This is a genomic window from Paenibacillus sp. GYB004 (genome assembly GCF_036577605.1).
Classification (GTDB): Bacteria; Bacillota; Bacilli; order Paenibacillales; family NBRC-103111; genus Paenibacillus_AB; species Paenibacillus_AB oceani.
Genome location: NZ_JARBDB010000065.1, coordinates 1 through 24865, shown reverse-complemented (window position 1 = coordinate 24865; position 24865 = coordinate 1). Strand labels below are relative to the sequence as shown.

Annotated in this window: 19 protein-coding genes; 1 reads left to right on the top strand and 18 read right to left on the bottom strand. The window is 58.5% G+C overall.

All coding sequences use genetic code 11. From position 1 onward, the window contains the following. Nucleotides 1-14: 14 nt before the first annotated feature. The 18 genes from PV433_RS29125 to PV433_RS29040 form a co-directional block, all read right to left on the bottom strand. Nucleotides 15-3083 carry a baseplate J/gp47 family protein gene (locus tag PV433_RS29125; RefSeq protein WP_332075508.1) on the bottom strand — a complete coding sequence of 1023 codons (3069 nt, stop codon included), beginning with the start codon at nt 3081-3083 and terminating at the stop codon, nt 15-17. Between the two features lie 57 nt (nt 3084-3140). Next, nucleotides 3141-3542 carry a GPW/gp25 family protein gene (locus PV433_RS29120; protein WP_190930626.1) on the bottom strand — a complete coding sequence of 134 codons (402 nt, stop codon included), beginning with the start codon at nt 3540-3542 and terminating at the stop codon, nt 3141-3143. Between the two features lie 52 nt (nt 3543-3594). Then, nucleotides 3595-4311 carry a phage baseplate assembly protein V gene (locus tag PV433_RS29115; protein ID WP_332075507.1) on the bottom strand — a complete coding sequence of 239 codons (717 nt, stop codon included), beginning with the start codon at nt 4309-4311 and terminating at the stop codon, nt 3595-3597. Next, nucleotides 4308-5399 carry a phage late control D family protein gene (locus PV433_RS29110; protein ID WP_332075506.1) on the bottom strand — a complete coding sequence of 364 codons (1092 nt, stop codon included), beginning with the start codon at nt 5397-5399 and terminating at the stop codon, nt 4308-4310. The genes PV433_RS29115 and PV433_RS29110 overlap by 4 nt, the downstream gene beginning before the upstream one ends. A 3-nt stretch (nt 5400-5402) precedes the next feature. Then, on the bottom strand, nt 5403-6029 hold the full coding sequence (locus PV433_RS29105) for a CIS tube protein (protein WP_332075505.1): 627 nt from the start codon (nt 6027-6029) through the stop codon (nt 5403-5405). 101 nt (nt 6030-6130) lie between these two features. Next, nucleotides 6131-10732 carry a hypothetical protein gene (locus PV433_RS29100; RefSeq protein WP_332075504.1) on the bottom strand — a complete coding sequence of 1534 codons (4602 nt, stop codon included), beginning with the start codon at nt 10730-10732 and terminating at the stop codon, nt 6131-6133. Between the two features lie 23 nt (nt 10733-10755). Next, on the bottom strand, nt 10756-11202 hold the full coding sequence (locus tag PV433_RS29095) for a phage tail protein (RefSeq protein ID WP_332075503.1): 447 nt from the start codon (nt 11200-11202) through the stop codon (nt 10756-10758). A gap of 5 nt (nt 11203-11207) precedes the next feature. Then, nucleotides 11208-11387, bottom strand: coding sequence for a DUF6760 family protein (locus PV433_RS29090; RefSeq protein ID WP_332075653.1), 180 nt, complete (start codon nt 11385-11387; stop codon nt 11208-11210). A gap of 20 nt (nt 11388-11407) precedes the next feature. Further along, nucleotides 11408-11785, bottom strand: a complete 378-nt coding sequence (locus PV433_RS29085) for a phage tail assembly protein (protein WP_190930631.1) — start codon at nt 11783-11785, stop codon at nt 11408-11410. 91 nt (nt 11786-11876) lie between these two features. Continuing rightward, nucleotides 11877-12311 carry a phage tail protein gene (locus PV433_RS29080; RefSeq protein ID WP_190930632.1) on the bottom strand — a complete coding sequence of 145 codons (435 nt, stop codon included), beginning with the start codon at nt 12309-12311 and terminating at the stop codon, nt 11877-11879. A gap of 57 nt (nt 12312-12368) precedes the next feature. After that, entirely contained in the window at nt 12369-14117 is a 1749-nt protein-coding gene (locus tag PV433_RS29075) for a phage tail sheath family protein (RefSeq protein WP_190930633.1), read from the bottom strand. 133 nt (nt 14118-14250) lie between these two features. Beyond that, nucleotides 14251-15051, bottom strand: coding sequence for a hypothetical protein (locus PV433_RS29070; RefSeq protein WP_332075502.1), 801 nt, complete (start codon nt 15049-15051; stop codon nt 14251-14253). 11 nt (nt 15052-15062) lie between these two features. Next, nucleotides 15063-15614: a DUF4255 domain-containing protein gene (locus PV433_RS29065; protein ID WP_332075652.1), complete on the bottom strand. Its 552-nt coding sequence runs from the start codon at nt 15612-15614 to the stop codon at nt 15063-15065. A gap of 275 nt (nt 15615-15889) precedes the next feature. Then, nucleotides 15890-18118 (bottom strand): ATP-binding protein, encoded by a 2229-nt coding sequence (locus tag PV433_RS29060; protein ID WP_332075501.1) that lies wholly within the window; start codon nt 18116-18118, stop codon nt 15890-15892. A 39-nt stretch (nt 18119-18157) separates the two neighbouring features. Then, nucleotides 18158-19495, bottom strand: coding sequence for an RNA polymerase factor sigma-54 (gene rpoN, locus PV433_RS29055; RefSeq protein ID WP_332075500.1), 1338 nt, complete (start codon nt 19493-19495; stop codon nt 18158-18160). A gap of 90 nt (nt 19496-19585) precedes the next feature. After that, nucleotides 19586-20293: a gamma-glutamyl-gamma-aminobutyrate hydrolase family protein gene (locus PV433_RS29050; protein ID WP_332075499.1), complete on the bottom strand. Its 708-nt coding sequence runs from the start codon at nt 20291-20293 to the stop codon at nt 19586-19588. Nucleotides 20294-20535: 242 nt separating this feature from the next. Continuing rightward, the gene (locus PV433_RS29045) at nt 20536-20766 is read right to left on the bottom strand and encodes a hypothetical protein (RefSeq protein WP_332075498.1); all 231 of its coding nucleotides are present in this window, start codon (nt 20764-20766) and stop codon (nt 20536-20538) included. A gap of 537 nt (nt 20767-21303) precedes the next feature. Continuing rightward, nucleotides 21304-22860, bottom strand: coding sequence for a DUF4127 family protein (locus PV433_RS29040; protein ID WP_332075497.1), 1557 nt, complete (start codon nt 22858-22860; stop codon nt 21304-21306). Nucleotides 22861-23162: 302 nt separating this feature from the next. Between PV433_RS29040 and nagZ the strand changes: the two genes are divergently transcribed. Continuing rightward, a complete protein-coding gene (nagZ, locus tag PV433_RS29035; protein WP_332075496.1) occupies nt 23163-24401 on the top strand; it encodes a beta-N-acetylhexosaminidase in 1239 nt (412 codons plus the stop codon). The last annotated feature ends 464 nt before the right edge of the window (nt 24402-24865 follow it).

Sequence of the window (24865 nt, the reverse complement as noted above, 5' to 3'; positions counted from 1 at the left end):
CTGGTCTCCCGATCCTACAAAGCATGGACCGACACTTTATGGGTTCCGCTGACGATAACGCCGTGAGGAATATGCAGGGGGCGGTTACCGTCGATTTCAACCCGGCGGTCGTCTTCCAGCATATAGACGGACATGTACAGCTTCTCTACAAACGAGATCGAACGGATCGTCTTCAACAAAGCGTAAAATACGGACGGATGCACCGTTTGCCCGATTTCCCATCCCTGTCCGTCAAAGTTGCCGCCAAGCGGATCGAGAAACCGGTTCAGCTTCTGAACCGCCTCGAGTTCCGCCGGAAGCACATCGTCGAAGTGCTCCACCGCGACTACCGCCGTAATCGAGATTTCCAGAAATACCGGGGGGACGACCCGGATATTTTCCGACCAGGCCACCAGCGAGGAAGCGCGCTGCAGCACATACGTCTCGACCCGTTTTTTCAGCTCGGGAAAAGCCGGCAATCCCGCCTGGCCTTCCTTGGGCAGTACGACCAGCGTCATTGCCCCGGGCGTTTTCTCCATCTTCGCATTCCGGTTCGCCATACACTTCACTTTGGCTATATTCGGATAAGCGTCCCGGGCCAGCCATTCGAAGTCTTCCGCCGTGACCGCCCTGCCGTGATGCTTCAACAGCTGCGGTCCGCGCCGGACGGCCGAATCCATCGTCTCCGGATCGCAGCCGCCGGCCGCCGGCTCCACGTTGGTAACGCCGCCGACAAAGGCGATCGAGTTCTGCAGGGCGGTAATCGTGCCTGCCGGCGTATTGCCCTTCCTGCCTGCCGTCACCCGGTAGGTGACCCTGACTTTCTCCAGGCCGTCCTTCGGCGGCTCCAGCCCGTGAACCCCGTCGCCGAACCGAAGCTGGCCGAACGTGCGGTCGATCGCATAGTGGCGGGATTTGGCAGTCGAGCCGGCGAAGTGGGCGACCTCTCGCCACCGGACCCAGACGCGCTGAAGCTGCCTGTCGCTGTCGCGGATCGCTTCGTACTCGGGCTCTCCCGCTTCGTCGAACGCCGCGAGGTCTTCTTCCGTAATCCGCACCGTCTCGTCGACCCATACTTCCTCGGAGACGATATTTTTCCGGCTCAGCTTATACACGCCCTCGTCGAGCGCCCGGCTTTCCGGATATTCCGCGGCTACCGTTTCCTGCTGAACGACTCTTACCGTATTCAAAAACAACCCTTTGATCCGCGGAAAATCGTCGCTGTCGCTGATATGATCGTAGCGGTCGTCCCGGTTCACGGCCCGAATCCAGCAGCCCCGCTCTCCAAAAACAACGTCTTCGGCGAAATCTGCGGGCCCAACGAATTGAAGCGTCCCGCTTTCGGTTAACCCTTTCGTACCGTCGATCAGCTTGAGCGGAGCCCACTGAGACCGGACTCCGGGAGCGGCCGAGCGCAAATATTCCCATTCGAGATACGGCACCGCCTCCGCCTTCATCCGCTGCGGCACGACGGCGGCGTAGATCGAGACCGGTCCGCGCACCGGCGGGCGGTCGAAGCCGAGGACGAGCGTAGGATGCTTGCCTTCCAGCGGTACGAACGGTTCGAAGCCGCCCTTCTCGGAACGGCTGTGCCGTGTCCGGTTTTCATAAACCGTATTGTTGAGCGTCAGGCACCGCTCCAGCGCGTACACCCGCTCCTCATACCGGTAGGCCAGCTTCACCTCTTCCACCCACGGGGACAGGTACACGGGGAACGGAGCGTACGCGTTTTCCATCTGAAGAATACGTCCGCGAATCCAGTAGTTGAAATGCCCGTTCACGTAAACGGGAGCCAGATCGCCCGGGCACCGGAAGCCGATCCGCTTGCGGACCGCTTCGCTGCCGGGATGATAGAACAGCTTCTCCGCTTCTTTGCCTGCGTCCAGACGGACCCAGGACGAGCCGTTCCAATATTCCCAGATGACCCCGGTGATCGATACTTTCGGCGGATCGGGCTTCTCGAACTGCGATTTCTTCATGACCAATTTCCAGTCAATCGCCGGCACGTGCTCCGGTATAAACCGGTTTTCGATCGCTTTTAATGAAAACGACAGGTCGATCATCCCGTCCCGCTTGCAGAACGCTTCCCGGCTCGCCAAGTAAAAAGTGCCGTACTGGGCGAACTGGTCGCCGAAAGGATAAAACCCGGCGGGGTCCGCTTGTATATCGTTAAAAAACATAATGTCCGGATGCAGTCCGCCCTGACCGGCGCTGTCCTCGTAGTCCGTTTTCACCGCAATCCGGTCGAGCGACAATCCGCTCTCCGCCAGCGACTTCTTGCCGGGCTCATGGGGCTGCAGACGGCATTGAATCCAGCGCCCCCGCGTACCGTTCACTTCAACCTCGGCAATTTCGCCCGGAGTCGACTTGGTCAGCACGATCCGGTTGCCCGCACCCCACACCGCATCGAACGGAAGCCAGCCGTCCTTGGACGAATACAGCCACTGCACCCATTCCGGCCGGGTCAGCTGGCTGCACATCTGAACCTCGTCCCTGCGGGCCGAATTGCCGATCTCCACTTCGATTCTAGCCGTCTCGAATACCGTGAACATATCGTCATGGGACAAATACATCGCATGCGCCTGCAAGTTGTCCCTGCCCCCGATCACAAAAAGCGGGGTTGATGCAGCTTGCCCCCTCTCCGGATCGGTTAGCAGCTCTTCCGGGACCCGGACGATCGAATCGTGTTTTTTACTCGACAAAAAGGCGGCGTGCCAGCGGGCCGGCGTCAAGAAGACGGACCTTTCCGTCTCAAACGGAACTTCTCCGTCCGCTCCGGCCGCATGAATCCGCGTCCCGGCTTGGATCAGCACCGGCTCCTTCGTGCCTTCATTCAGCTTGAACGCCGCATAACTGACGGACGGGCGCGCAGGCAGAAGCGATACGTCGAACAAGTTCAAAAAGGCGACTAAGTTTTTGGCAGGCACCCGGTTGAGCCTTTTGACGTTTTCGTGGTACATGTCCGCAAACAGGGCGAACAGGGCGGCACCGGGATCCGGATCTTCCGGCGTAAACCGCCATTCAGGCGTGTAAAACGGCGCCAGTTCTTTCATTCGGGCGAATAAATCCGCCATCGTACGGGGATCAAGCTGCGGAGGATTCACGATTCCACCCCCTCGCCGTATGTAGGTTGGACATTGCGGCCGGTTCCTTCTTTCCGTTTAGTGCGTGCCTTCGAATAAATAGAACGGATATACCTGATTGAACAAATTGTTGGTCGTGCGGACCGTGTACTGAATCCGGACGTGGACCTTGCCCAGCATCTCCCGGTCGGGCGTCGCCGTTACTTCGACTTCGTCCACCCTCGGCTCCCAGATCCGGATCGCCTCCCGCACATTGCCCTCCAGCAGCGCAAGCGTCGTATCGTCGGTCGGTCCGAAGGCGAATTCCGCAACTTCGCAGCCGAAGTCCGGGCGCATGACCCTCTCTCCCCGCGTAGTGCCGAGTATGATCCGGATCGATTCGTATATATCTTCCTCGTATTCGGACATCCGGATTTTCCCCGTGGCCGGATCGACCTGAATCGGGAATTTCCAGCCGCGTCCCAAAAACTCGTTTGACATCGTAATCGCGCGCTCCTTCCTCTGCGCAGCTTTCCGCCGCCGGCACGCCGAATCAGTTGATTTTGACCATCGTCCCTTTAATATTGATCATTCCGTCCGACTTGATATCGAGCGCGGCCCCCGACTTGATCGTCATCGTAGCGGAAGCTTCGATATTGACCTGCGTCGATTTGATGTTGATCTCTTTGGCGCTTTCGATCTTCACGCTGCCTTTGGCGTCGATCTTGATTACCGTGGAACTGCTGGATATCGTAATTTCGTTGGCCGAGCCGCCCTGGATCGATATTTGGTTGTTGCCGTTGCTGTCGGCGATCGTCAGCGAATCGTCCTTGTCCGCGAAGACGGCGGTTTGCCCTTTTTTCGTTTTGATCGTAATCGTTTCTTCGCCGGCTTTATCGGTAAATAAAATCTGGTTTCCGGAGCGGGATACGATTTTCCGCTCGTCGTTTTTGTCCGCAGGAGAAGGCGGCGCCTGCTTGCTGTTCCACAACGTGCCGATGACGATCGGATAGCGGATCTGGCCGAGGTGAAAGGCGACCAGCACTTCGTCTCCGACCTCCGGGATGAACAGGCTGCCCATCTCCTTGCCCGCCATCATCGTCGCGATCCGCGCCCAGCCGGTCTCAGCCTTCTCGTCGTGAAGCGGCAGGTGGAGCTTGACCCGGCCCAGCTTGTCCGGATCGTTATTGTTCGTTACGATGCCGATCATGACGCCGTCGATACGCGTATTCAGAACGTTCGGCGACAGTTCTGCGGGAAAATTCATCATACGGCGTTCCCTCCCAACTGGAATCGCGTCACATAGCCGTCATCGTCGAGAACGTGGCTGGCGGAAGTGATGTAATACGTCTGGTTGTACGTATCGCCCACCCCGCTCAGCTTCAAGTACCGTCCGGCCCGTATCTCCGGAATGCCGATGCACTCGGCGTGTCCCGTCACCAGCTTCATCGAGCGGTGATTGAGGTAAGCGTCCGCGTAGTTTTTCGCCTCGTCGTTCGAGCTGGCGTTCATATATAACGTTTCCGTATAATCCCCGATCTTGGAGAGTACGTCTTTGCCGGTTTTCGAATTGCTGCCCAGCTTCGTGATCGATCCGGATTCGCTTTGGACGACTTTCTGCTCCTTATCGTCCCAGAACCGGATCTTCACCCCGGTCAGCTGTTCGGCCAAATTGTGCTCGATCGATAGCGAGCGCAGTTCTTTGCCCAGCGCCAGCGTCGTCACCGGCGTCATCTGAGTGAGCGGTTTACGAAAATAGAGATGTTTGCCGACCACGAAAAAGTCGTAGTTGAGCAGCCCGGCCAAATGTTGGATATAATGAAAGTCGTCCATCATATTTTGCGAGATCGTCGGCAGCTTGATCGTCGTATCGTCAACATGCGCCGTAGCTTTATGCCTCGAAGCGATTTCTTTGACCACATCGCTGTACTTTTTGTCGTTCCAGGTCTGCATCCGGGTCCCCTTCATCATGAAGAAGCTTAAATCCATCCCTCTGACGTTCACAACGCCGCCGTCGTTCTCCATAAATTCCACGGTGACGGAGGTAATATATCCGCTGAATACGAGCTCGAGCTTGTCCAGGTAACCGAGCGAGATGTCGATGGAAGCGCCCAGCTCGAATACGTCCAGCCACTTCCAGCTGCCGGTATCCCATTCATACGCATTGGTGACGCGGATCAGGAACGAATCCGCAGTCGCTTCCGTCGTCGTTTCGACGCGGACCATGGAGAGCGGAATACTGTCGTCGATTTTGCTTCCATTTACTTTGACGACTGCGGCCGGAGCAAAAAATTGAGCGTACTTCTTTTCCAGACTGGCGAACGGGTACGAGTCGGTTTCCAGCTTTAATTCCGCCATCGCTCAGTCCAGCCTCGGAACAGTAATTCGTCTTCCGGTTTGCAGCCTGGCCGGATTGTCGATCCGGTTCGCTTTGGCGATCTCCCGCCACATCCCGGGGTCTTTGTACTCATGGGCGGCGATCATCCACAGCTCCTCGCCCTGGCTCAGCATCTTTTGTTTCGTCCGGTCGGACGAATGCCGGGGGATATGCTGCAGCTGCTCCTCCTTCGTATACCAGGAACGGAACGTAACTTTCAGCTTCGCGCGCACCGGTATGCCCGAATCGAGAAACATCGTGAACGAATGCGCCACTTTTTCGACGACGCCTTTGAAATCGACGGACCCCCACACGAACCGGCATACGGGAGGAGCGTGAAGCTCTCTTTCCACATCGAGCAGGCCCGTAATCTTTCTGGTGTAATCCCGCACGTCCGTTCCTTTTTCGTATGTATCGAAAAATAAATCCATCGTGAGCGTCGTCGTATTGCCGCTGACGAACTGCCCCACCGGCATCGACAGCCCGGGAACCCGTTCCCATTTGTAATGATTGCTCGCATCCATCGCGTATTCGCTTGGGTTAAACAACACCTCGATATTTTCTTTGCTGTTGCCCCGGTCAACGATGATCATCGCTTTTTTGAGCGCCAATCGGTTTCACTGCCTTTCCTGTTAGTCCGGCGAATCCAAACGTGCTTCGACCCCGTCATCCCATCTTCTCGGTGCTGAAAACCGGACTTTTTGAACTCGCACTATAACCCGCGCGTCTGCCTGTCGAAGCGGATCTTTTTCTCGATCTCGCGGTAGACGCGGTCGGCGATTTTTTTGATATCGAACTGCGGCAGCTTCTTCACCATTTCCTGAAGCTCGCCCAAGTCGAGCGCCGGAGCCGCTTCTTCACGGGCGGTCTCCGCAGCCGGCGGCGCGGTTGTCTGGGGTGCCCGGCGGTAATCCAGCTCGGCCGGATCTTCGGCCCATGAGCTGGCCGGCGGCGGCGAAGCGGCAGCGGCTTCCAGCTTGTGCTCCAGCGGAGCCGCAACCCGCGCAAGCGCCGACTCGCGCCCGGTCGGCGGGAGTGCAGTTGCCGGCACCTGCTGCGAAGCCGCAGCCGGGAGCGGGCGATTCAACCGGATCGGCTCCAATAAGGGCGAGGCGCCTCCCGGCGATCCCATCCCGCGAAGTCCGACCGTTACTGCCGGGCCACTCGCAGCGGGGCTCTGTCCTGTGCCGGACCGTTGTTCTCCGGCTCCCGGACTTGTCCGTTTCGTTAGTCCCCCCGCCAGCGGTCCGCCAAGGCCGCTGATAACCGGTCTCGCTTGATACACACCCGAGGCGGGGCGGAACGTCAGCCGATCGCTGCGGATGATCGTGAGCTTGTCATGTCCGCGCGATGCGGGCTGACGATCCGGAACCGCCGCAACAGCCGCATTCGTCCGCCTCCCGGCGACGGCGCTTATTCCCGGGAGACCCGGCAATCGCGCGGGTCGGTATATATTCGTTCGGGAGCTGAATTGGTTAAAGCTGCGATAGACGGTCAAATTTGTGCCGCCTTGCGAAAGGGCGGGCCGGAAAGACCCGTCCAAGCTCCCCGGAGCCGCGAGACGGGTCGGAACCGCGGCTGCGAAACCGGCAGTTTCGCTTGCACGCGCTCCGCCTGCAGACGGCTCCGCACCGGAAGGCGCATAACGGGATAACGGGCTCCCCGCGCTTGTCCTGTTCGTCGGTTCTCCGGGATATCGGCTGGCAGCTGGTTCCGCTTTATCCTTGTGCGCGAATCGGACGGCTGCCGTCTGTCTCTCGGACAATCCGGGTGAATCAGCAACGAGGGAAGACGCATGTGCAGGCTGAATCCCCTTGCGCCGCAGCGGTTGAGCGTTCTCTCCCGCTTCCTGCAGCGTCGTCATCGGTCGGCTGACCGCCATCGCAGCACTTCGTCCGCTCCGCCGATGGGCGGTCAGCGGCTCCTCTGCGGTTCCGCCGCTTGCACCCGGCTTCCTGCGAAGCCATATCGACGGCGTCTCCGCCTGGAGCCGCCATCCGCTGCCGGATGCGAAACCGATCGGCCGCGGCCCTTCGTGACTCGTCCGCCTATCCGCCGGTGTCACCCGGCCGGACCGGTTTGCCTCGCGGCTCGCCCGATCGGCGTTCCCGCCTATTGGCGAGCGAGCCGGGCCGCCTCGAATCGCCGCGAAACCTCGCCGATTCGCCAGTAACGTCCTGTCGTCTGCCAGCAGCGACAACGAGCGGGCCGCAGGCCGCATCCCTCCGGCTGCGTGTAATGGCTCTTTTCCGGGTACGCCCTCTGACTGGGAGAGCGTCGAAAGCGGCGGTGCGGCGGAACCAGTTCTGAGAATAGTCGGATCAGCGGAAAGAGACGGTTTGCGAGGGCGCTGCTGCAATCGCCGCTCTTCCGGGCTGCTGATCGTATGTACATCGTTCCAAAGATCATCCGGGCGTATAGGCGGAGCTTCAGACCTTATCCCGCTCCTCCTGGTGGACCGCTCCGGTGCGCGCAAGGAACCGATTTTCCGGTTCGGCCCGTGTGACAGGCCGGAGACGGAAAGCGGTCCGCGCCTCGTTCCCGCATCATCATGCGGCTCGTCCATCCGGACAGTCATCTGGAGTAGGCTGCCTGCTGTCGGACTGCCGGATCGGTGCCCCGCCGCCGGGTATTCCGGACGGCTGCCGTCTTTCTGCATCCGGCCTGTCCGCAGCTGATCACGGTCTGCTGCCGGGTTACCGGTCGGCAGCGAACCGATCGTCCGACTGGCTCGCCGGCCATCCGTTCTCAATCGCTGAATCGGATCAGCCATAGAACGGTCTGCCAAATGGCGCATAACATGGGTTCGCTGAAACGCGCTCCGCTCCGAGATCCCGCCCAACATCGCAGCCAGACGGCGTTGCAGCATTCCGGCGGTTGACAGCATGGGTGCCGCAGCCGGCGGCGGTACCGCGAGCCGGATATCGGCGGCAGCGGAACGAGTGCCGAATAATTCTGCTTCCCCGGCATCATCTTTCGTGCCGGCCGAGCTCCGGCTCCGTCCGAGATCGTTCGAAGCGACCTTAGAAGTAGCCATGCGGAGATCCGCCCCGGCCAGCGGGTCGGGCAACATATCCGGCCGCGATCCCCGGTCAGGGGCCGTCTCGTCTGCCGAACGACGCAAAACGTCGGTTGGCTTGAATCCGCTCCGCCCGGCCGGGCGGCCCAACATCTCTGTCGGACTGCGGCCCCGCGTTCCCGCATCGGTCATCGGCGTGCCCCTTGCAGTTACCGTCCATTCCGGAAGCCGGATATCGGCGGAGCCGGCAGGGGATACGCTTCGTTCAACCGCAACCGCACCTTTTGCGCTTTTATTCAAGCCTGCTGCGGAATCGGCCGTTTGTCGTCTACTCTTCGGTTTCTCGCTATAGAGCTCATGTGCCCCCTCGGTTGCAAGAGTCGAATTGCTCTTGTATATACGCTGTATAAAAAGCGGAACTGGACGCAGCTGTTCCGGGCTGTATGGCTGCCCCGACAGGATATGCCGGTTTGCCTTCCAGGTCTCATTGGCGAAATCCGAAGCGGGTATTGGAACAAATAACCGGTCTGCCGGGCGGTTGTCTCGCGTCCTGTTCCCGGCCGTCGTCCCGTCGTCGTTGTCAGCAACTTGTACGTTTATGGCCGTGTACGGCGATCCCGGACGATCGGAACGAACGGAAACCGTGCGGTTCACGACCGCGGAACGTGCCGTACTCCGGCTATTCCTCATCGCCTTGACCGGACTCGGAGCCAGGCTTACTGGATCGGCCGGCGTTTTTCTTAAAATACCGGGAGCAGGTTGTGCAGCCCTTCTGCCCCCGTCCCTCCCCTGCCAATCCGGGAGCTCAGCGGTCGCCGGGACGCCTCTCGCCAGGGCCTGCCGCAAATGGCCGGCCATAACGGCTGCTCGCCGGCTTATCCGCAAAGCGAAACGATGCGGATCGGCCTGTCGACCGGGCCTGTGCGCGGCGGCGGTGTCGCCATCCGTATCAGGCCATGGCCGGCCGCTGAGCATGAGACTCCTCCCGCCGACAGGCGGGTTCGTTGCGGTTCTCGCAACATTAGGCTTGGCGGCGGTCCGCCTGATAACGGCACCGGAGCGCACAAGCGCTTGTACCGGATTCGATACGGGTACAGCGTGTTTATATGGAAGACGGACCGGCTCCGGACCGGGCGACTCTGCAAGCGATGCGAATGCGGCTGTCGAAACGCCTCGTCGAATCCTCTGTCGTTGTCCGGTCACGGAGAATCCTCTATCATGGTCGTTATTTAAGCGAACGGGCGTTGAAGCGGCCCCGTCGGAGTAGCCGGTTCGCCCAGTGGCGATTGCCGGATACGTCCCGTTTTCGTTTGGGAAACCGGGTTTGGCCGGCCGTGTGATCGGACCGGCAGTCATATTGCGATTCGGCCATCTCCGAACAAGCAGAGATGCCGGCTCGCCGCTTTGCAAGCCTATACCGTATCTTCCTGCCGGAAAAACGGCGGGTGAAGCGGTTGTGCGGGCCAAGCTGCCGACATTCGGCAGCGGTTGTCCTCCCAAACGGTGATGGAGAGGAACCGTCCAAGGCTTCAATCGGATTACGCCTTTACCCGTACCTCCGGGAGCAGCCGGACCGGGTCCGTTTGTCTCTTTAACTTGCTTGCCGCCTTTTCGTCTGCGCTTCGCGGCTCCTGCTCCACTTTGGGCAGGTACGGCCGGTTCTGCCGAATCCGCGGATTCCATAGGAGGCTCGGCGTCTTGAGCTTTTTTCTTTCGTCCGCCCGGACTTTTCCTCCGGGTCCCCTTCGCTGCCGGGGCGTCTTCCCCCGTCTGGACGGGTTCGGCTTGCGCCGGAGCGCGGGTTGATTCATGTGCAGTGGAAGCTGCACGGGTTGCGGGATAAGCGTGCTCGGACGGCTGCCCGGAAACGTCCGGCCGGGGCTTGCCCCAATTCTGCGCATCCTGCCGCTCTGCCTTGGGCGTCGTTACGCCGCGGACTCGTTCGTCCCGCAGCACGATCGTCGCCGTCAAGGCGCTCCGTTCCTTCGGCTCCGCCGGCATGGCTGCCTGCAGCAGCTGCAGACGGGTCAGCCATTGCACCGTCATCGGATCGCTGCGTCTGGAACCGCCCATGATATGCTGCACCAGCTCGCGCTGATGCTTGAAGACCAGCGACAGCCGGCCGATATAGTCGTCTTGATTAAATCCGTACTTGCCGGCGATACCGGACGCGAAACGGTTCGTTTCGAGAGCGGAACGCGTTATCGAGGTGCGGCCGGGCGATAGGGACGCTCTCCGCGAGCCGGCCGCCAGCCGGGCTCGGGATCGGGCGTTATTCGGTTGTAGCGGAGCCATATCGAATCCCCCTGCCTGCCACTCTATTTGCTGAAGATCGTTTTCAAGCCGGTATGCACAATTTCGATCGATTCTATCGCTACGCTGCCGGTTGATGCGTTCAAGTCCGGCCCGTTCCATTTGACCGGATAAGCGTCAAAAAAATTCCAGCGGCAAATCTCTTTGCCGGCTTGGTTGTGCAGGATAATGGAGCCGCTTTTCCGTTTCACCTGGCCTGCGGCTACCCCGTCATACCAATCCCACAGCTCGCTCGACTGGGTCATGCCCCTCTTCAGCACGATCCGGGGATACTTCGTCTGCTTCGGGAATATGTGCACGTGGGTATTCAGCCCGCCTTCGGCATATTCCATCACCTCGGTTTCGGACTTGATGCCCGTCACCTCGGAGAACCCGCCGACCAGAAGCCCGTCCAGCTCCACCTTGAACCGGAACGCGCCGTTCACATCGTTCACGCGTTGTACGGTCTTCATCTGGCTCACCTCTTGTTAAACACATCGAACGGATTGTCCGGCGCTTCTTTCCCGTCATCGTTCAAATTGCGGTTAATTTTCGAGATTTCCTCGCACCAGCGGCGGCGCTCCCGGTGCTCCATCGACATGATCTGTTCGTGAGGCCAATGAAAGTAATAAGCGATAAAGCTGGCCTCTTCATAAATTTTGTCGACGGGATAGCCGGTTATGCCTCCGCCGTCTCGTCCAAAAAAGAAACGTCCACATCGAATTCATGCTCGCACTTCGGACACGTGCAGTGTACTTTCGGCACTTCCGCTTCGTTGATCGTCCGGTACAGATTTTGCAAATAAGCGAGGTCCGCCGTAAACAGCCTTTCGATGACGCGGGTATCGATCGCCCGCAGATCGCCCAGCTTGGTGACGACTCTCGCAAGCAAAATAATGCTCAGGTAGCCCGGGTTTTGCTGGACGCGCTGGTCGCGCATCGGCAAAATTTCGTCAGCCGCCGTAGCCAGCCTCATCACGCCGCGCTTGTGAAGATCTCCGTTCTCGTCGACATAGCCGCGGGGAAGCACAAATTCGTACTCGGTTTGAAAAGCCATCGTTCAAGTCCTCCTAGTCGTAACGTTCCGATCGAAGTCCCGGGAACAGCCGGGCTATGCCGCCCGGCTGTTCTACCGCTTCTTCGCTTCCTTACTTCGTGCGTGTCATGCCTTCGTGCGCGAGCTCCAAGTTCTCGATCGCCACTTCATTGCCCGAGCCGTTGAAGCCGGGAGCCGAATATTTGGACGGCCATGCTTCGATAACTTGCCAAGTGGCCACGTCCTGGCCTTCCTCGTCGATCGCGATGATCGTCACCGTCTTGCGCGAGATTTTGCCCTGTATGGATTCGGACATCCAATTGTACATATCCAAAGAGTCGGTGACGCCCCACTTCAACGTAATGTTGCCGTATTTGGCGAGTCCCGGAAGTTTGCGTGGCGTGATCGTCTCGTTGCCCTCCCGGTATTCGATTACGGATAAACTGGCGTCAAAGCCGGACACTTCGCTGAAACCGGCTTGCTGAATGCCTTCCACTTCGATACGGAACCTAAAATTGCGGTATGGATCTTTGCGCTCGCCTGCCATACTATACCCCTTCCCCAGACTTTAAGAATGAACAGCGTCATGTAAGCCGCCAGCGGCTTACTCTTCTCTCGTTTTTTGCGTAATCCGGAAAATGACGAACTCCGCAGGCTTCACCGGAGCGACGCCGATTACGCAGATGAGGCGGCCGTTGTCGATATCGTCCTGCGTCATCGTGCTTCTGCCGATATTGATGTAGAACGCTTCGCTCGGGCTTCCTCCGGTAAGAGCTCCGTCTCTCCATACCCGGGTCAGGAACGCGTCGATCGTCCGCTGTACGCGTGCCCACAGCTGCTCGTCGTTCGGTTCGAAGACGACCCAGTTCGTGCCGTTGCGGATCGATTCTTCCAGAAAAATGAACAAACGTCTGACGTTGATATATTTCCACAGTCCGTTGGAGGAACAAGTGCGGGCGCCCCATACGCGAATCCCTTGTCCGGCAAACTGACGGATCAGGTTGACCCCTTGCGGATTGAGAATATCCTGCTCGCCCTTATTGTATTGGCAGTCGAGTCCGACTACGCCGCGCACGACCTCGTTCGCAGGAGCCTTGTGCACGCCGCGCGTATTGTCCGAACGGGCATAAATACCGGCCATCGAACCTGAAGGAGGTATGTAGATGTTGCGTTTGTCGAGGGGATCGAACACTTGCAGCCACGGGTTGTACATGGCGGCGTACTGGCTGTCGAAAATGTTGCGGTGCGTCATGACGTCCGCCACTTTCGTCTTGTCGCGCGGAATGTCGAGAATCGCAAAACGGCTGCCCAAATTCTCGCAATGCGCAACAAGCGCAAGCTGAACGTTCGGGTCGGTTACACCCGGAACCGCCATAATGCTGGCGAAATCGTTGTCGATAAACGCCTGGATACCGGTACGCTTGCCCGGACCGCGGTCTTGGCCCATGAAGTCGGAAGCGGACAAATTAGCCAGCGAGCCGTCGCTGCCTCCGGACAGGGCGATCTGGAACTTGCCTTGCGACTCGCTGCTTCCGGATACGACCTCGAACGGTGCGACCGCGCCGAAATCGCCGCTGGAGATGTCCTGCACTTTGACGATATTCGAGCGTGCCATCACTTTCTCGATATGGTTTGCCGCCGAGACGTTCAACGACATTTTCTCGAACGTTTCCGCCTCGTCGCCATAGAAGACATGGAACGTAAATTCGCAGGTCGTGAGCACTTTCGCCGGGAGCAGATTTTGATCCACGACGGAATCTCCGCCCTCAAGCGCCGACTCGAGCTCGATAATGTTGTCCTGGGAAGAGACGACCTTGTTGTACTGCTTCTCTCCGCCGGCTTCGAAAGCGACGACGTCGCCTACGTTGAATCCGGCGTTGTTCTTCACACGGTATTGCTTGGCTTGTCCCGCTTCGCCCAAAATTTCATAGATTTGCGTTTTGGCTTTGCTGGACGGTACGACGGCAATCCTCACCTGGTTGCCCCAAGTTCCCGGATTTTTCGACTGGATGTTCAGAACGGCCGATTCCTTGCTGCCGCCCGCTTGGTTGCTTGCCGGCTTCGCGTCGGATGGCGCTACCCGCATAATGAACGCGCGGGACCCTCCGTTCAGAAAAAAGTGCTCTACGGCGTAAGCCAAAAACCGGTAATCGCCGAAAGCATTTTCGGACAAATATCCTCCGAAGATACGGTTAAAATCGGCAACACTCGTGACGAGCTGCGGAAGCCCCTCGATCTCCCCGCGTTGAGCCAGACCGATAAAGCCGGCTGTACTCGTGCTTGCACCTTCAAGCGGTTGAGCGCCGCTGTCAAACTCTTCCACATACACGCCTGGCGATAAATACTCAGCCATTGTTTCCCGGACCTGTTTGCCTGTCCCTCGGTTTCGCCTGGGACATTGCGGCAAACGAATGCCAGTTCTCTCCTTTCAGCTTTTGCTTTATGTTGCAAAATGGAGGAATGACGCTTTCGGCCATCGTTCCATTCTACTTCAACACCCATGTCCCCAGACTCACCGTGACGCCCTGCCTGACCGTCACATCCATAACCGCCGGTTCCCCGTCCTGCGCGCGCACGCTCAGCGACGCCGGATACGCTTCGACAGCGCTTCCTGGGAAGGCGACCGCGATCTCTCCGCGTTCCGTCGTCCTGGTCCGGTATACCGGCAGCAGCATCGATCCGCGCGAATAGGCAGCCTCCAGCGGACGTTCCAGCCGGAATCGTTTCTGATACTCGATCGTATCGAGGATTCGCACCGTTTCCCGGGTTTCCTTCGCCCCCCGGCCGACGAGCACGAACGTATCGCCGCAGCCTGCCGGCACCGACAGACCGGATACCGCGATCTCCGCGGCCCCTTCCGGCGTCTGCTCCTCCGCGAGACGCCCTACGACGCATTCCTCGGAGGAAAGGGCAGCCGTGACGAGCGCTCCGCGCACCGGATTCCCCGACGCATCCGTAACCATAGCCCGGATCAGGGTGACGCTCGGCCGGTACGGATAGGAAGGCAGCGGGAGCAGCGGAAGCTGAACGATTACATTTCCGGTACCGACCGAAATCAGCCGCGTTTCCCGAAAATAATAACTAGAATCGATTTCCAGCTCATACTCGCCCGGTTCCAAATCGTTAAATATGTACGTGCCGTCCGGCTTGCCGACCGGCCTCCTCGGGTAATTCGCCAGCCGGACTTCCAGCTTCCGGTCGGACGGCGGCGCGGCAAGGAAACTATCGCGCAGCAGCACGACCAGGGACACCCGGCTTTTCATACGAACGATCCGCAGTTGTTCCATGCGGATTCCCCCTAACCTTGAATCGAGACGTCTCGTTCGGTAACCCGCTTGGTCGTTTTGATTCGAGTCGAGTCGATCATAACAGGTCCTGCAACGTAACTGACGGACAACCGGTAAGGCGTGTCGGCGAAATTCCACATGTTCAGCAGCGCATCGCCGGGCATGCTTTCCATCACGACGCGCACTTCCTCATTCCGCTCGGCAAGCGTGCCGATTAACGCCGGGCCGCGCAGGACGGAATGATCGTACAGCACTTGCATCGCACGACCGAGAATACGCTGCTCGTCCAAGGCTCGGGATTGCAGCTCGGCCGGAGAATGCACCGTCATCAAGTAGTGAAGATCCACCGTCATCGGCGGAAACTGAATTTCGCCCGTTCCCCGCGAGACCATCTGGGTTTTCCGGCTGTCGCCGCTCTCCCGTACGCTGTACAGAAACAGCGACAAGTAGAAATCCCCCTTGTCCACCGGGCTACCGAGGCCGATCAGCTCGGGCTGCGGGATCGGATCGGGCGTCATGCGCTCCCGAAGCAGCTTGATGAGGGAAGCGCTGACATCGGCTATAACGGAATATTCGCCTATAAGTATCCACTCCCAACCGCAAACGGTAAATCGTTCGGAAAGGCTGCCGCCAAACCACGCGCAACGATCAAGCGCCGCCTATTCGGCGGCACCCTGATGCATGCGTGTATGCAATGTCCGGCTCTCTTTCGTATCCATCGAATTGCCTATTGCAGGCAAGCCATGCGTGACATTTTCCGACTCTACTCTATTATATAGGTAATATAGTGTACTTAGCTATAGCGATTTCGGTGAGATTTACCACAATTTAAGCTCTCTCAGTAATGTTCGAAGCCGGTTCGCGGGACGATTTTCCCGGATTTCTGCAATTCGTGGCGCACGGCGTGAACCAGATGCCGCATGCCGATCCCCGTCCCTCTCTCCGCAGCCAGAAACGCCGCCGATAAAACGACGTTTTTGATATTGCCTCCGGCGATTTCGTACGATTTGGCCAGCCATTTGAAATCTACGTCGTCCGAAAGCGGCGTTTCCGAAGGAATCGTGGCCCGCCATATTTTCTCCCGGTACTCCGCGTCCGGGAACGGAAACTTGATGACGTAATTGATTCTTCGCAGAAACGCCTCGTCGATATTGTTCAGCAGGTTGGTGGCGAGTACGGAGATCCCGTCGTACTCCTCCATTTTCTGCAGCAGGTACGCCGTCTCGATATTCGCATATTTGTCGTGCGCGTCCTTGACCTCCGACCGTTTGCCGAACAAGGCGTCCGTCTCGTCAAAAAACAGGATCGCCCCGCTTTTGCGCCCCTCCTGAAAAATCTCGTGCAAGTTTTTCTCGGTCTCCCCGATATATTTGCTAATCACTTGCGACAAGTCGATCTTATACAGCTCCATGTGCAAATCTTTGGCCACCACTTGGGCGGACATCGTCTTCCCGGTGCCGGGAGGACCGGCGAACAGCATCGAGAGCCCTTTTCCGTAAGCAAGCTTGCGTTCGAAGCCCCAGTCGCCGTATACGACATTTCTGTACTTCACCTGATTGCAGGCGTTGCGCAGCAGCTCCTTCTGCTCTTCCGGCAGCACGATATCGTCCCAGCCGTAGCGCGGCTGAATCCGGACGGCTTTCCGTTCCAGACTGTGCCGCACCTGCCCGTAGCTCGCCTGATCGATGACGGCCGCCGCGCGCTCGCCGTTCCATGCGGCCGACCGCACCGCTTCTTGCAGCGCGCTCCGGATCTGCCCGGGAGTAAAGCGGAACTTGGCAGCGAGCCCCGGCCAGTCCACAGCTTCATCAAACCCCTGTACCGCTGCATATGCCTGCCAGACCGACAATCTCTCCTGCTCCGAAGGTACGGTCAGCTCCCGCTCCAGCCAACCTCGGCGCGGCGTCCCCAGATCCGCCCTCAACCTGGACTCGGACAGTAAAAAGACGGGAAGCCGGCAATCGTCCAACTCCTCGCGAAACAGGCGAAGCCGCTCTCTGGCGCCGGCGTCCGGCTCGTCCGGGTCCAGTACTTCCGCGTTCTCGAAGGCGAGGCACGCCTGATGCAGGAGCGCCTCTCTCAGCACTTTGCCCAGCCGGCTGCGGAACCCTTCTCCCTCGGCGACAATCGCCCGCATATCGGCGATCAGCAAGTTTTTGCCCCATTTGGCCGCGGCGTGACGAAGCTGAAACTTTTTGCCGGAGCCTGCAGGACCCCACAGCCGGACTCCCGTCGCGGCTTCGCCGCTTCGCCCGGAGGAGGCGGAGCTCCCGACAGGAGCGCGGGCCGACAACTGCGCCTGCACGTCATGATGCACCAGCAACGGCTCCAAAAGTTCGTCCGGATAATGGATCGTCACGACCGGCTGGAGCTCTTCGTCCAGCGCGCCCGTATCGAGAAGAAACGCCGTCACTCTCCGGTCGAGCGCAAACGGTCTGGACAGCAGCGGCCTGCCGAACGGTTCGTTCTCCTCCTTCGCCAGCACATACTTCGACAGCTTGCCGCGCGGGGAGAAAGCGACCCGGGCCGCACGCATCTCGTCAGCCGTCCGGCATACGAGCTGAAGCGCAAGGCCGACGTTCGGCAAACGAATCGTCAAATCGTCCGCCATAAATCCGAATATCCGCTCATATTTCCGGTCGAGCTCGACAGCCAGAGCCAGCATAACGACCCCTTGCTCCACGGCGTTTAAGGAGAAGACGCTGCTTACATGCACGATCGGCAAAAAGACGCCGCTCTCCCTGCTCGCCGCCTTGCGTCCCGCAATCTCGTCCCGGAGGGCGTTGATTTTGCCCGCGCGTTCCTCTGTCTCCGGATCTCCGTCTTCCTCCGCATCCGTCACCTCCTCCACATCCGCGACCAAACGCATAAATTCGTCCTCGGACACGTACATCCCCCGGAAGGCGTCCGCTTGCGGGTCCTGCTCCGGAAAACCGCGGCGGCTGTACAGCTGCAGCAGCTTCAAATCCAGGAGACGAAGCTCGTCCGCGTAATGTTCCCATATATGCGAATAGGGCCGTGCGGCCGCCCGTTCTCCCGGCGTTTTCCCTATCGATGTTTTGCTCAACCGTCCGCACCCTCTCTGTATCATTTCCCTGAAATTCGTTTAGCGCCTCGCCCTTTGCCGGGAAGACCTCAATCGCAGCTCCTCCCTGTATTTCATCACCGTCCGGCGAGAAATGTGCAGGCCGTCCGCAGCGAGCAGATCGGCGATCTGCTGGTCGGAGAGCGGCGTCGCCTTGTTCTCTCCGTCGATCAGCCGCCTTATTTTCGCCTTTACGGCTTCCGCCGAGGCCGGGATGCCGCCGCTCGTAGGCAACCCGTTTGTAAAGAAAAACTTCAATGCATAAACGCCGCCCGGCAGCTGCACGAATTTGTGCTGAACCGCCCGGCTTACCGTCGACTCGTGCAACTGCAGCCGTTCCGCGATCGTGCGCAGGCTCATCGGCTTCAAACCGTCTACGCCCCGCTCCAAAAACGCGCGCTGTTCCTCCACGATCGCACCGATAACCCGGCTCAACGTCGCCTTTCGCTGCTCCAGACTTCGGATCAGCGAGCGGGCCGCCTGCAGATGATCGCGAAGATACGCTTTCGTCCGCATATCCCCGCTATTGTACGCCAGCTGCTTGTAGTACGGACTAAGGCGAAGGGAAGGGGTGCTCCGATCGTTAAGAAACAGAACATAGTCCCCTCCGACATTGCGGACTTCCGCATCGGGAACGATAATCGTCCCCGAATCTCTGGAATACCCCGCACCCGGGCGCGGGTTCAGCGTGCGAATATAAGCTACCGCCGCTTCCACCTCGGCGATTCCGATGCCCAGCCCAACGGATATGCGCCGGTAGCTGCCGGCCGCCACCTCCTGAAGATATCCGTTCACGATCGGGATCGCATGCTCGTTGGCATAAGAATCCCGCTCGATCTGAAGGCGCAAGCATTGCTGCAGCGTTGCCGCAGCCACTCCGGCCGGCTCCAGCGACTGCAAAGCCGCGATCGCCTCCTCCACCCGGCGGACCGGTTCGCGCAAGCAAGCGGCCGCTTCCTCCACCCCGATCCGCAAGTAGCCGCTCTCATCCAGATTGCCCGCCAAATACCGGGCGATCCGATACAGATCGTCCGCCATGCCGCTCATCCGGAGCTGACCGAGCAGCGACAGTTCGAGCGTCTCCTCCGGGGCGCACACTCGCCCCAGTTCCTCATCGCGGTCGGGATTGCGTGCGCGCCCACCGCTGTCGGACCGGCTCCGGCTCCGGCTGCCGCGCGAATATTCCGCCGACTCCACCGTTTCCATCGGCTCCATGCACGGATTTCCCTCCAGCTGATCCCGGACATACAACTCCAGATCGGCCGCCGCCATCTGCAGCACGTTCATCGCCTGAATCAACTGCGGGGTCATATTCAGTTTCGTATAAAGGCCCTGGACCTGCGACTGCCCGACCCACATGCCGCTCCCCCGCCTTCCATCAGCCGGCCGCGCGAATCGCCGGCTTCCGGTCATAATAATAGTTGCGCATGCCGCCTTCCATCGTCATCGTCACCGTCCCCGACAAGCCCCGACAAACGCTTCGAACAGCTTCCTCGAGATATCGTCCGTGCCGGCCGTCTCCTCCGGGTGCCACTGCACCCCGAGGACGAACCGGTCGCCGCTCTCGCTTTCGATCGCCTCGACAGTCCCGTCCCCGGCTCTGGCCGTTATCCGCATACCGGGAGCCGGCTGCTTGACGGCCTGATGGTGGAAGCTGTTCACCTTAAACGAAGTCGTCCCGGCAATTCGCGCTACCAGACTGTCTTCGTCGGCTGTAACCGCGTGAGACAGGTGGGAGGTTGGCGCCTTCTGGCTATGCTGAATCGTCTTGCATTGCGAATAAATATCCTGATACAAGCTGCCGCCCAGCGCCACGTTTAACACCTGTTCGCCCCGGCATATCGCGAAGATCGGCTTGCCGGCGGACGCATATTCGCGAATCAGCAGCACTTCCAGCCGGTCGCGCTCGGGCGTAATTCGCCCCAGTTCCTTCAGCGGCTCCTCCCCGTAATAGCCCGGATCGATATCCGCGCCGCCGGTAAGCATCAGACCGTCCGTCTTGCCGCACAGCCGGCGGACTTCCGCCTCTCCGAGCCCGAACGGGACGATGACCGGTATACCTCCCGCGCGTATAATCCAGTCCGAGTACGCATATTTCAAAACGGCGGTATTCTCGTCACAGCTTGCTGTAACGGCGATAATCGGCTTCAAGTCCATACACCCACTCCTCCATACGTTCCGTTACTCCTAGGTATACATGATGCGGACGGTTACGTAAACCACTTTTTATCGGTCAGCCCTTCTCCACGCCAACCCGGTCCGGCACAAAGAGGGCGGCGGTGCACGATTGTTAGTTTGGTTAGTTTACCTTGGTTGCCGCAGTTGCCTTGCTTGGCTCTTTTGGCTCGTCTGCCACATTTGCCCCGTTTGCCTCGCTTGCCTCACTTACCTCGTCTGCCTCAGTTGCCTCGGTTGCCTCGCTTCGCTCGTTTACCCCCGTTTACCTCGTCTACCGCATCTGCCACGCTTGCCTCTTTTGCCTTTATTGCCCCTTTCGCCTTTCCTGTCCCGTTTGCCTCGATTGCCTTTTTTGCCTGGTTTGTCACTTTTGTCCCATCTGCCACGCTTGCCTCTTTTGCCACTTCTACCTCAGTTGTCACGTTTGTCACTGTTGCTGCGTTCAAGTTCATCCTTGCGCCGCATTTCTGTAACGGACATCACAGCCGCTTAGCCGTCAATTTGTAGCACTTTTTCATTCTAACGGTCATAGAAGCACTTATTACTCAATTAATCCGTAAAAAGGAGGACTTAGACAGCTATAAGCGGCTCCCATGTCCGTTACGTAATCCACTCCACCCCTTTTTCCACTCTAAGCTGCAGCTGTGTCCGTTATGACATTGTTTCGCAAACGCGCCGCGGTGTCCATTGGCCGGAGGACGGGGCACGCCAACAAAACAAAGCTTTCTACGCAGCGAATGACCAGACCGCCGGAGCCGCTTAGACGCAACGAGTTAAGATGAGGCGTGGCAAGCCGGGTCGCGAAGAGGACCGCACTCTCGCACTGTCGACCACCTAAAAAAAGCCCCCGATCCTGTCCGGTCAGGACAAAACGGGGACTTCACGAGTTGCCGATTGCAATCTCAGAACGTATTGTATGGGATAAAATGCGTTGCCGGCGGCCAACTCCGATTTTCAAACCAATAGGTCATGCCCTGAGCGTGTAGCGATTACACTTGCTCCAACACCGTCTCAAACCCAACCTCGAACATCCGGCTCCACGGCAAATGCACGTCCTCGATGCGGATTCGTCCCGGGCAGCTTTCCTGTACATACTGCTCCACGAATTCCTCGAGCTTCCGCTGGATGACGGCATACACTTCCGCCTGCACATGAGTCAGCTCGTAGTAGCTGGCTCCAAGCTTAGGCAGCTCGTTATGGATAACGTCTTTGCGGACAAGCGCCTGGTAGCCCCAGTCCTCGATTAACCGGAAATAATAGTAAGCTCTGCTCCGATTCAGCCGTTCCGCCGACTGGTCGCCGCGGCCGCGATAATACGACTCGATGATCGCATGGGAGATCACCGTTCCGAGCGTATTGCCCGACGTATTCCAAGCCGCATACGCCGCAATATCGTGCAGCAGTCCGCTGCGCGCGACCAGCTTCATAAACGGCAGATCCGAGCCGTTGCTTACCGCTACGTCGGCCAATGCAACCATATGGCCTTCCCGGATATAATGGCGGATCGCCTGTACGAACTCCTTCGGATTCGTCTCCGAAAAATACGCACGGTTGCGCCCGCTGTATGGAGTGGAGCATTCCGCCATATCCTTCTGCCCGACCGGCGGAGAATTCGTCATCAGGACAAAGTCGGTTCCGGCCGAATTGTCGTGCGACACGGCTCCTGCCGCCGTCAAATGATATTTGATGCTTTCCCCGAGGGAGCGGTCCTCGTACTTCGGCGCGACGAACGGGCCATGTACCGAAGAATAGCGGACGAACGCTTTCGGAATATACCCTTTCGCTTCGCAAAACGCTCTAGCGAACAGCGTGCAGCCGATCTCGTCCGCACCCGGATAAATCATGACGCGGTCGCTGATGTCGAGCTCTTCCGCAAGCAGCGTCAGCTTCCGCTGTTCCAGCGGGCTGAAGCCGTATTGGGAATTGTCGTCGAGCGGGACAATCAGATAATCGATAATTCCGTCACGGACAAGCTTCATCGTCTCCGCATTCACAAACGAATTCGTTTTCCGGCGCGTCAGGAAATCTTCCAGCACCGCCTCCGGAATTGCAGCCGTAACCGCCTCCAGACGAGCCGTCTCTTCCTCATCCAAACTTTCCTGCTCGGCCTTGTCCTTCAGCCAGCCGTACGTAAAAATTTCGTTGCCGTAGTCGGCGTAATAATCCGGTTCTTCCTCCGAGCTGGAGTAAGCCGGAACCCGGGTAATCAGGTTGAATCCATATATGCGAAGCTGCGGATTGTCCCGCTTAAGCTCGGCCAGCACGGCCAGACGCTCCTTGCAGACCGCTTCGTCCGTATGGTGCAGACGGGACGGCACGATTCCTCCGTGCACGAGCATATCGATCGAAACGATCAGAGCGTCTGCGCCGGAAACCGCCCCGGGCAGCCAGTCGCGGATCGCATCTGTATTTGCAGCCGTTTTTTTGCGTCCTAACATGCCGATCTCCGGCGCTTTTAAGGTCATATCCGTCATCGACGCCAAAATTTGCGGGTAGCGGTAGTTACAAGGTCTTTCGTCCAACGGAACATACACGATCGTTTGCATGGTTTTCTCTCCTAGCGATAAGTAAGTTTAAAAGATTTTTTCCTTTAACAAGGGTAGTTATGGAGAATAACTCCATTCTAACACGACCCGGCCGATAGGGAAAGCACGAACAGCCCGCAACTGCCGCCGCCCAAGCCGCACATCGCCGTCTAATCTCAATAACCCGCTAATCCTCCGGAGTGCTCATGATTAATAAGATGCAACTTTTAGCGATTTCCCTCGTCCATTTTATGTATCCGCATGTATCCGCCTATAGATCCATGGAAATAGTGCAGAATATGACAACCTAAGGAGGTGCCGCCATGAAAAGGCTGCTCGCCGCCATACCGCTGCTGCTCGCTTTAGCCGTCTCCGGCTGCGCAGGCACGGTAAAGGAGCCTGTGGAGCCCGGAACCGGCACAGGAACCGGAACTGGAACAGGTACCGCGTCTCCCGCTCCGCCCGCCGCACCCGATCCGATTCAGGAGCGGCTGAAGTCGATGTCGCTGGACGAAAAGCTGGGACAACTTGTCATCGCCGGCGTCAACGGCACGAAGCTGGACCCGGAAACCCGGAGCCTGATCGAAAAGGATCGCGTCGGAGGATTTATTTTATACAAGCCGAATATCGAATCGGTCGAACAAACCGTATCGTTTCTGAATGAGCTGAAGCAGGCCAACCGCAACAGCCGCATTCCGCTGCTGCTCAGCGTCGATCAGGAGGGCGGAAAGGTGAGCCGGCTGCCGCCGCCCTTAGCCGCCTTGCCGTCCAGCCGGGATATCGCGCGAGCCGGAAAACCGGAGCGTGCTCGCAGCATCGGCGAAGCGATAGGCGAGGAACTGCGGGCGTTCGGCTTCAACGTTAATTATGCCCCGGTGCTGGATGTGGACAGCAATCCGAACAATCCGGTCATCGCCAGCCGGTCGTTCGGCCCCTCGGCCGCAATCGTCAGCTCTTATGGGATCGAACTGATGAAGGGGCTGCAGCACCAAAAAGTGATTCCGGTCGTCAAGCATTTCCCCGGACACGGCGATACTTCCGTCGACTCCCATCTCGATCTCCCGGTTGTGGACAAGACGGCGGACCAGCTGCGCAAGCTGGAGCTCGTCCCGTTTGCCGATGCTGTACGCGCCAAAGCCGATTCCGTCATGATCGCCCATATCCTATTGCCCGATCTCGACCCCGGCGTCCCATCCTCCATGTCCTCGAAGATTATTACCGGGTTGCTGCGGGAGGAGCTCGGCTTCGACGGCGTCGTCATGACGGACGATATGACGATGGGCGCGATAACGAAGCATTACAATCTCGGGCAAGCGGCCGTGCAGTCCTTTAATGCCGGAAGCGATATTCTGCTGGTCGCCCACGAATACAAAAACGCGCGTCTGGTGCTCGACGCCTTGAAGCAAGCCGTCGTATCCGGAGTCATTGCCGCGGAAAGAATCGATCGCAGCGTCAGCCGGATTTTAACTTTGAAGCAGCGCTACGAGCTGTCCGACGAAGCCGCAGGCCCCGTCGATGTTGACAAAATCAACGCCGCAATCCGGCAAGCCGTCGGCAAATAGCCGCCGCCCAAATTCAAACCTCTGTCGCATGGCTTTGCTTCCTCGTTTTGGTTTCGCCAGGCAATAAGGAAAACCGTCCGGTAAAGGTGTCCGGACGGTAACTACTCAGGCAGCAAGAAAGCGAGAGGGAAAGAGGCTGTAATTAAAGAGGAAATCACCTCTCACTACACAAATTCCCTACTATTCTAACCATCTTTTTTGATGTATCTAAGTAGTTACTCCACAAGGTCCATGGACGTGCAAACCCATACGCTTGTGTATGGGAGAGAATGGGGAATGGGTACCTACGCTTCAGTCGCTCGTTATGAGGTTTCGGGGGAACAACCCGGCTCTAGGTGCGGTCCGATAACAGTTGGCTTGCTAGCAGGTTGTTGCGTTCGCCTTCGCCAAAACGTATGTGCGCGGGTTCTAAACCGTATAACAGTCTTTGCTACCTTGTATTTTCGATCTTTTCGACAAACTAA

Bases quoted from the DNA above. Each gene is read 5' to 3' on its own strand.
- PV433_RS29120 (WP_190930626.1), bottom strand. From the start codon at position 3,542: ATGTCAAACGAGTTTTTGGGACGCGGCTGGAAATTCCCGATTCAGGTC.
- PV433_RS29045 (WP_332075498.1), bottom strand. From the start codon at position 20,766: ATGAACTTGAACGCAGCAACAGTGACAAACGTGACAACTGAGGTAGAA.
- PV433_RS29095 (WP_332075503.1), bottom strand. From the start codon at position 11,202: ATGAAGACCGTACAACGCGTGAACGATGTGAACGGCGCGTTCCGGTTC.
- rpoN (WP_332075500.1), bottom strand. From the start codon at position 19,495: ATGTGGGTCGGGCAGTCGCAGGTCCAGGGCCTTTATACGAAACTGAAT.
- nagZ (WP_332075496.1), top strand. From the start codon at position 23,163: ATGAAAAGGCTGCTCGCCGCCATACCGCTGCTGCTCGCTTTAGCCGTC.
- PV433_RS29050 (WP_332075499.1), bottom strand. From the start codon at position 20,293: ATGGACTTGAAGCCGATTATCGCCGTTACAGCAAGCTGTGACGAGAAT.
- PV433_RS29080 (WP_190930632.1), bottom strand. From the start codon at position 12,311: ATGGCAGGCGAGCGCAAAGATCCATACCGCAATTTTAGGTTCCGTATC.
- PV433_RS29100 (WP_332075504.1), bottom strand. From the start codon at position 10,732: ATGGCTCCGCTACAACCGAATAACGCCCGATCCCGAGCCCGGCTGGCG.
- PV433_RS29075 (WP_190930633.1), bottom strand. From the start codon at position 14,117: ATGGCTGAGTATTTATCGCCAGGCGTGTATGTGGAAGAGTTTGACAGC.
- PV433_RS29070 (WP_332075502.1), bottom strand. From the start codon at position 15,051: ATGGAACAACTGCGGATCGTTCGTATGAAAAGCCGGGTGTCCCTGGTC.
- PV433_RS29115 (WP_332075507.1), bottom strand. From the start codon at position 4,311: ATGATGAATTTTCCCGCAGAACTGTCGCCGAACGTTCTGAATACGCGT.
- PV433_RS29110 (WP_332075506.1), bottom strand. From the start codon at position 5,399: ATGGCGGAATTAAAGCTGGAAACCGACTCGTACCCGTTCGCCAGTCTG.
- PV433_RS29085 (WP_190930631.1), bottom strand. From the start codon at position 11,785: ATGGCTTTTCAAACCGAGTACGAATTTGTGCTTCCCCGCGGCTATGTC.
- PV433_RS29040 (WP_332075497.1), bottom strand. From the start codon at position 22,860: ATGCAAACGATCGTGTATGTTCCGTTGGACGAAAGACCTTGTAACTAC.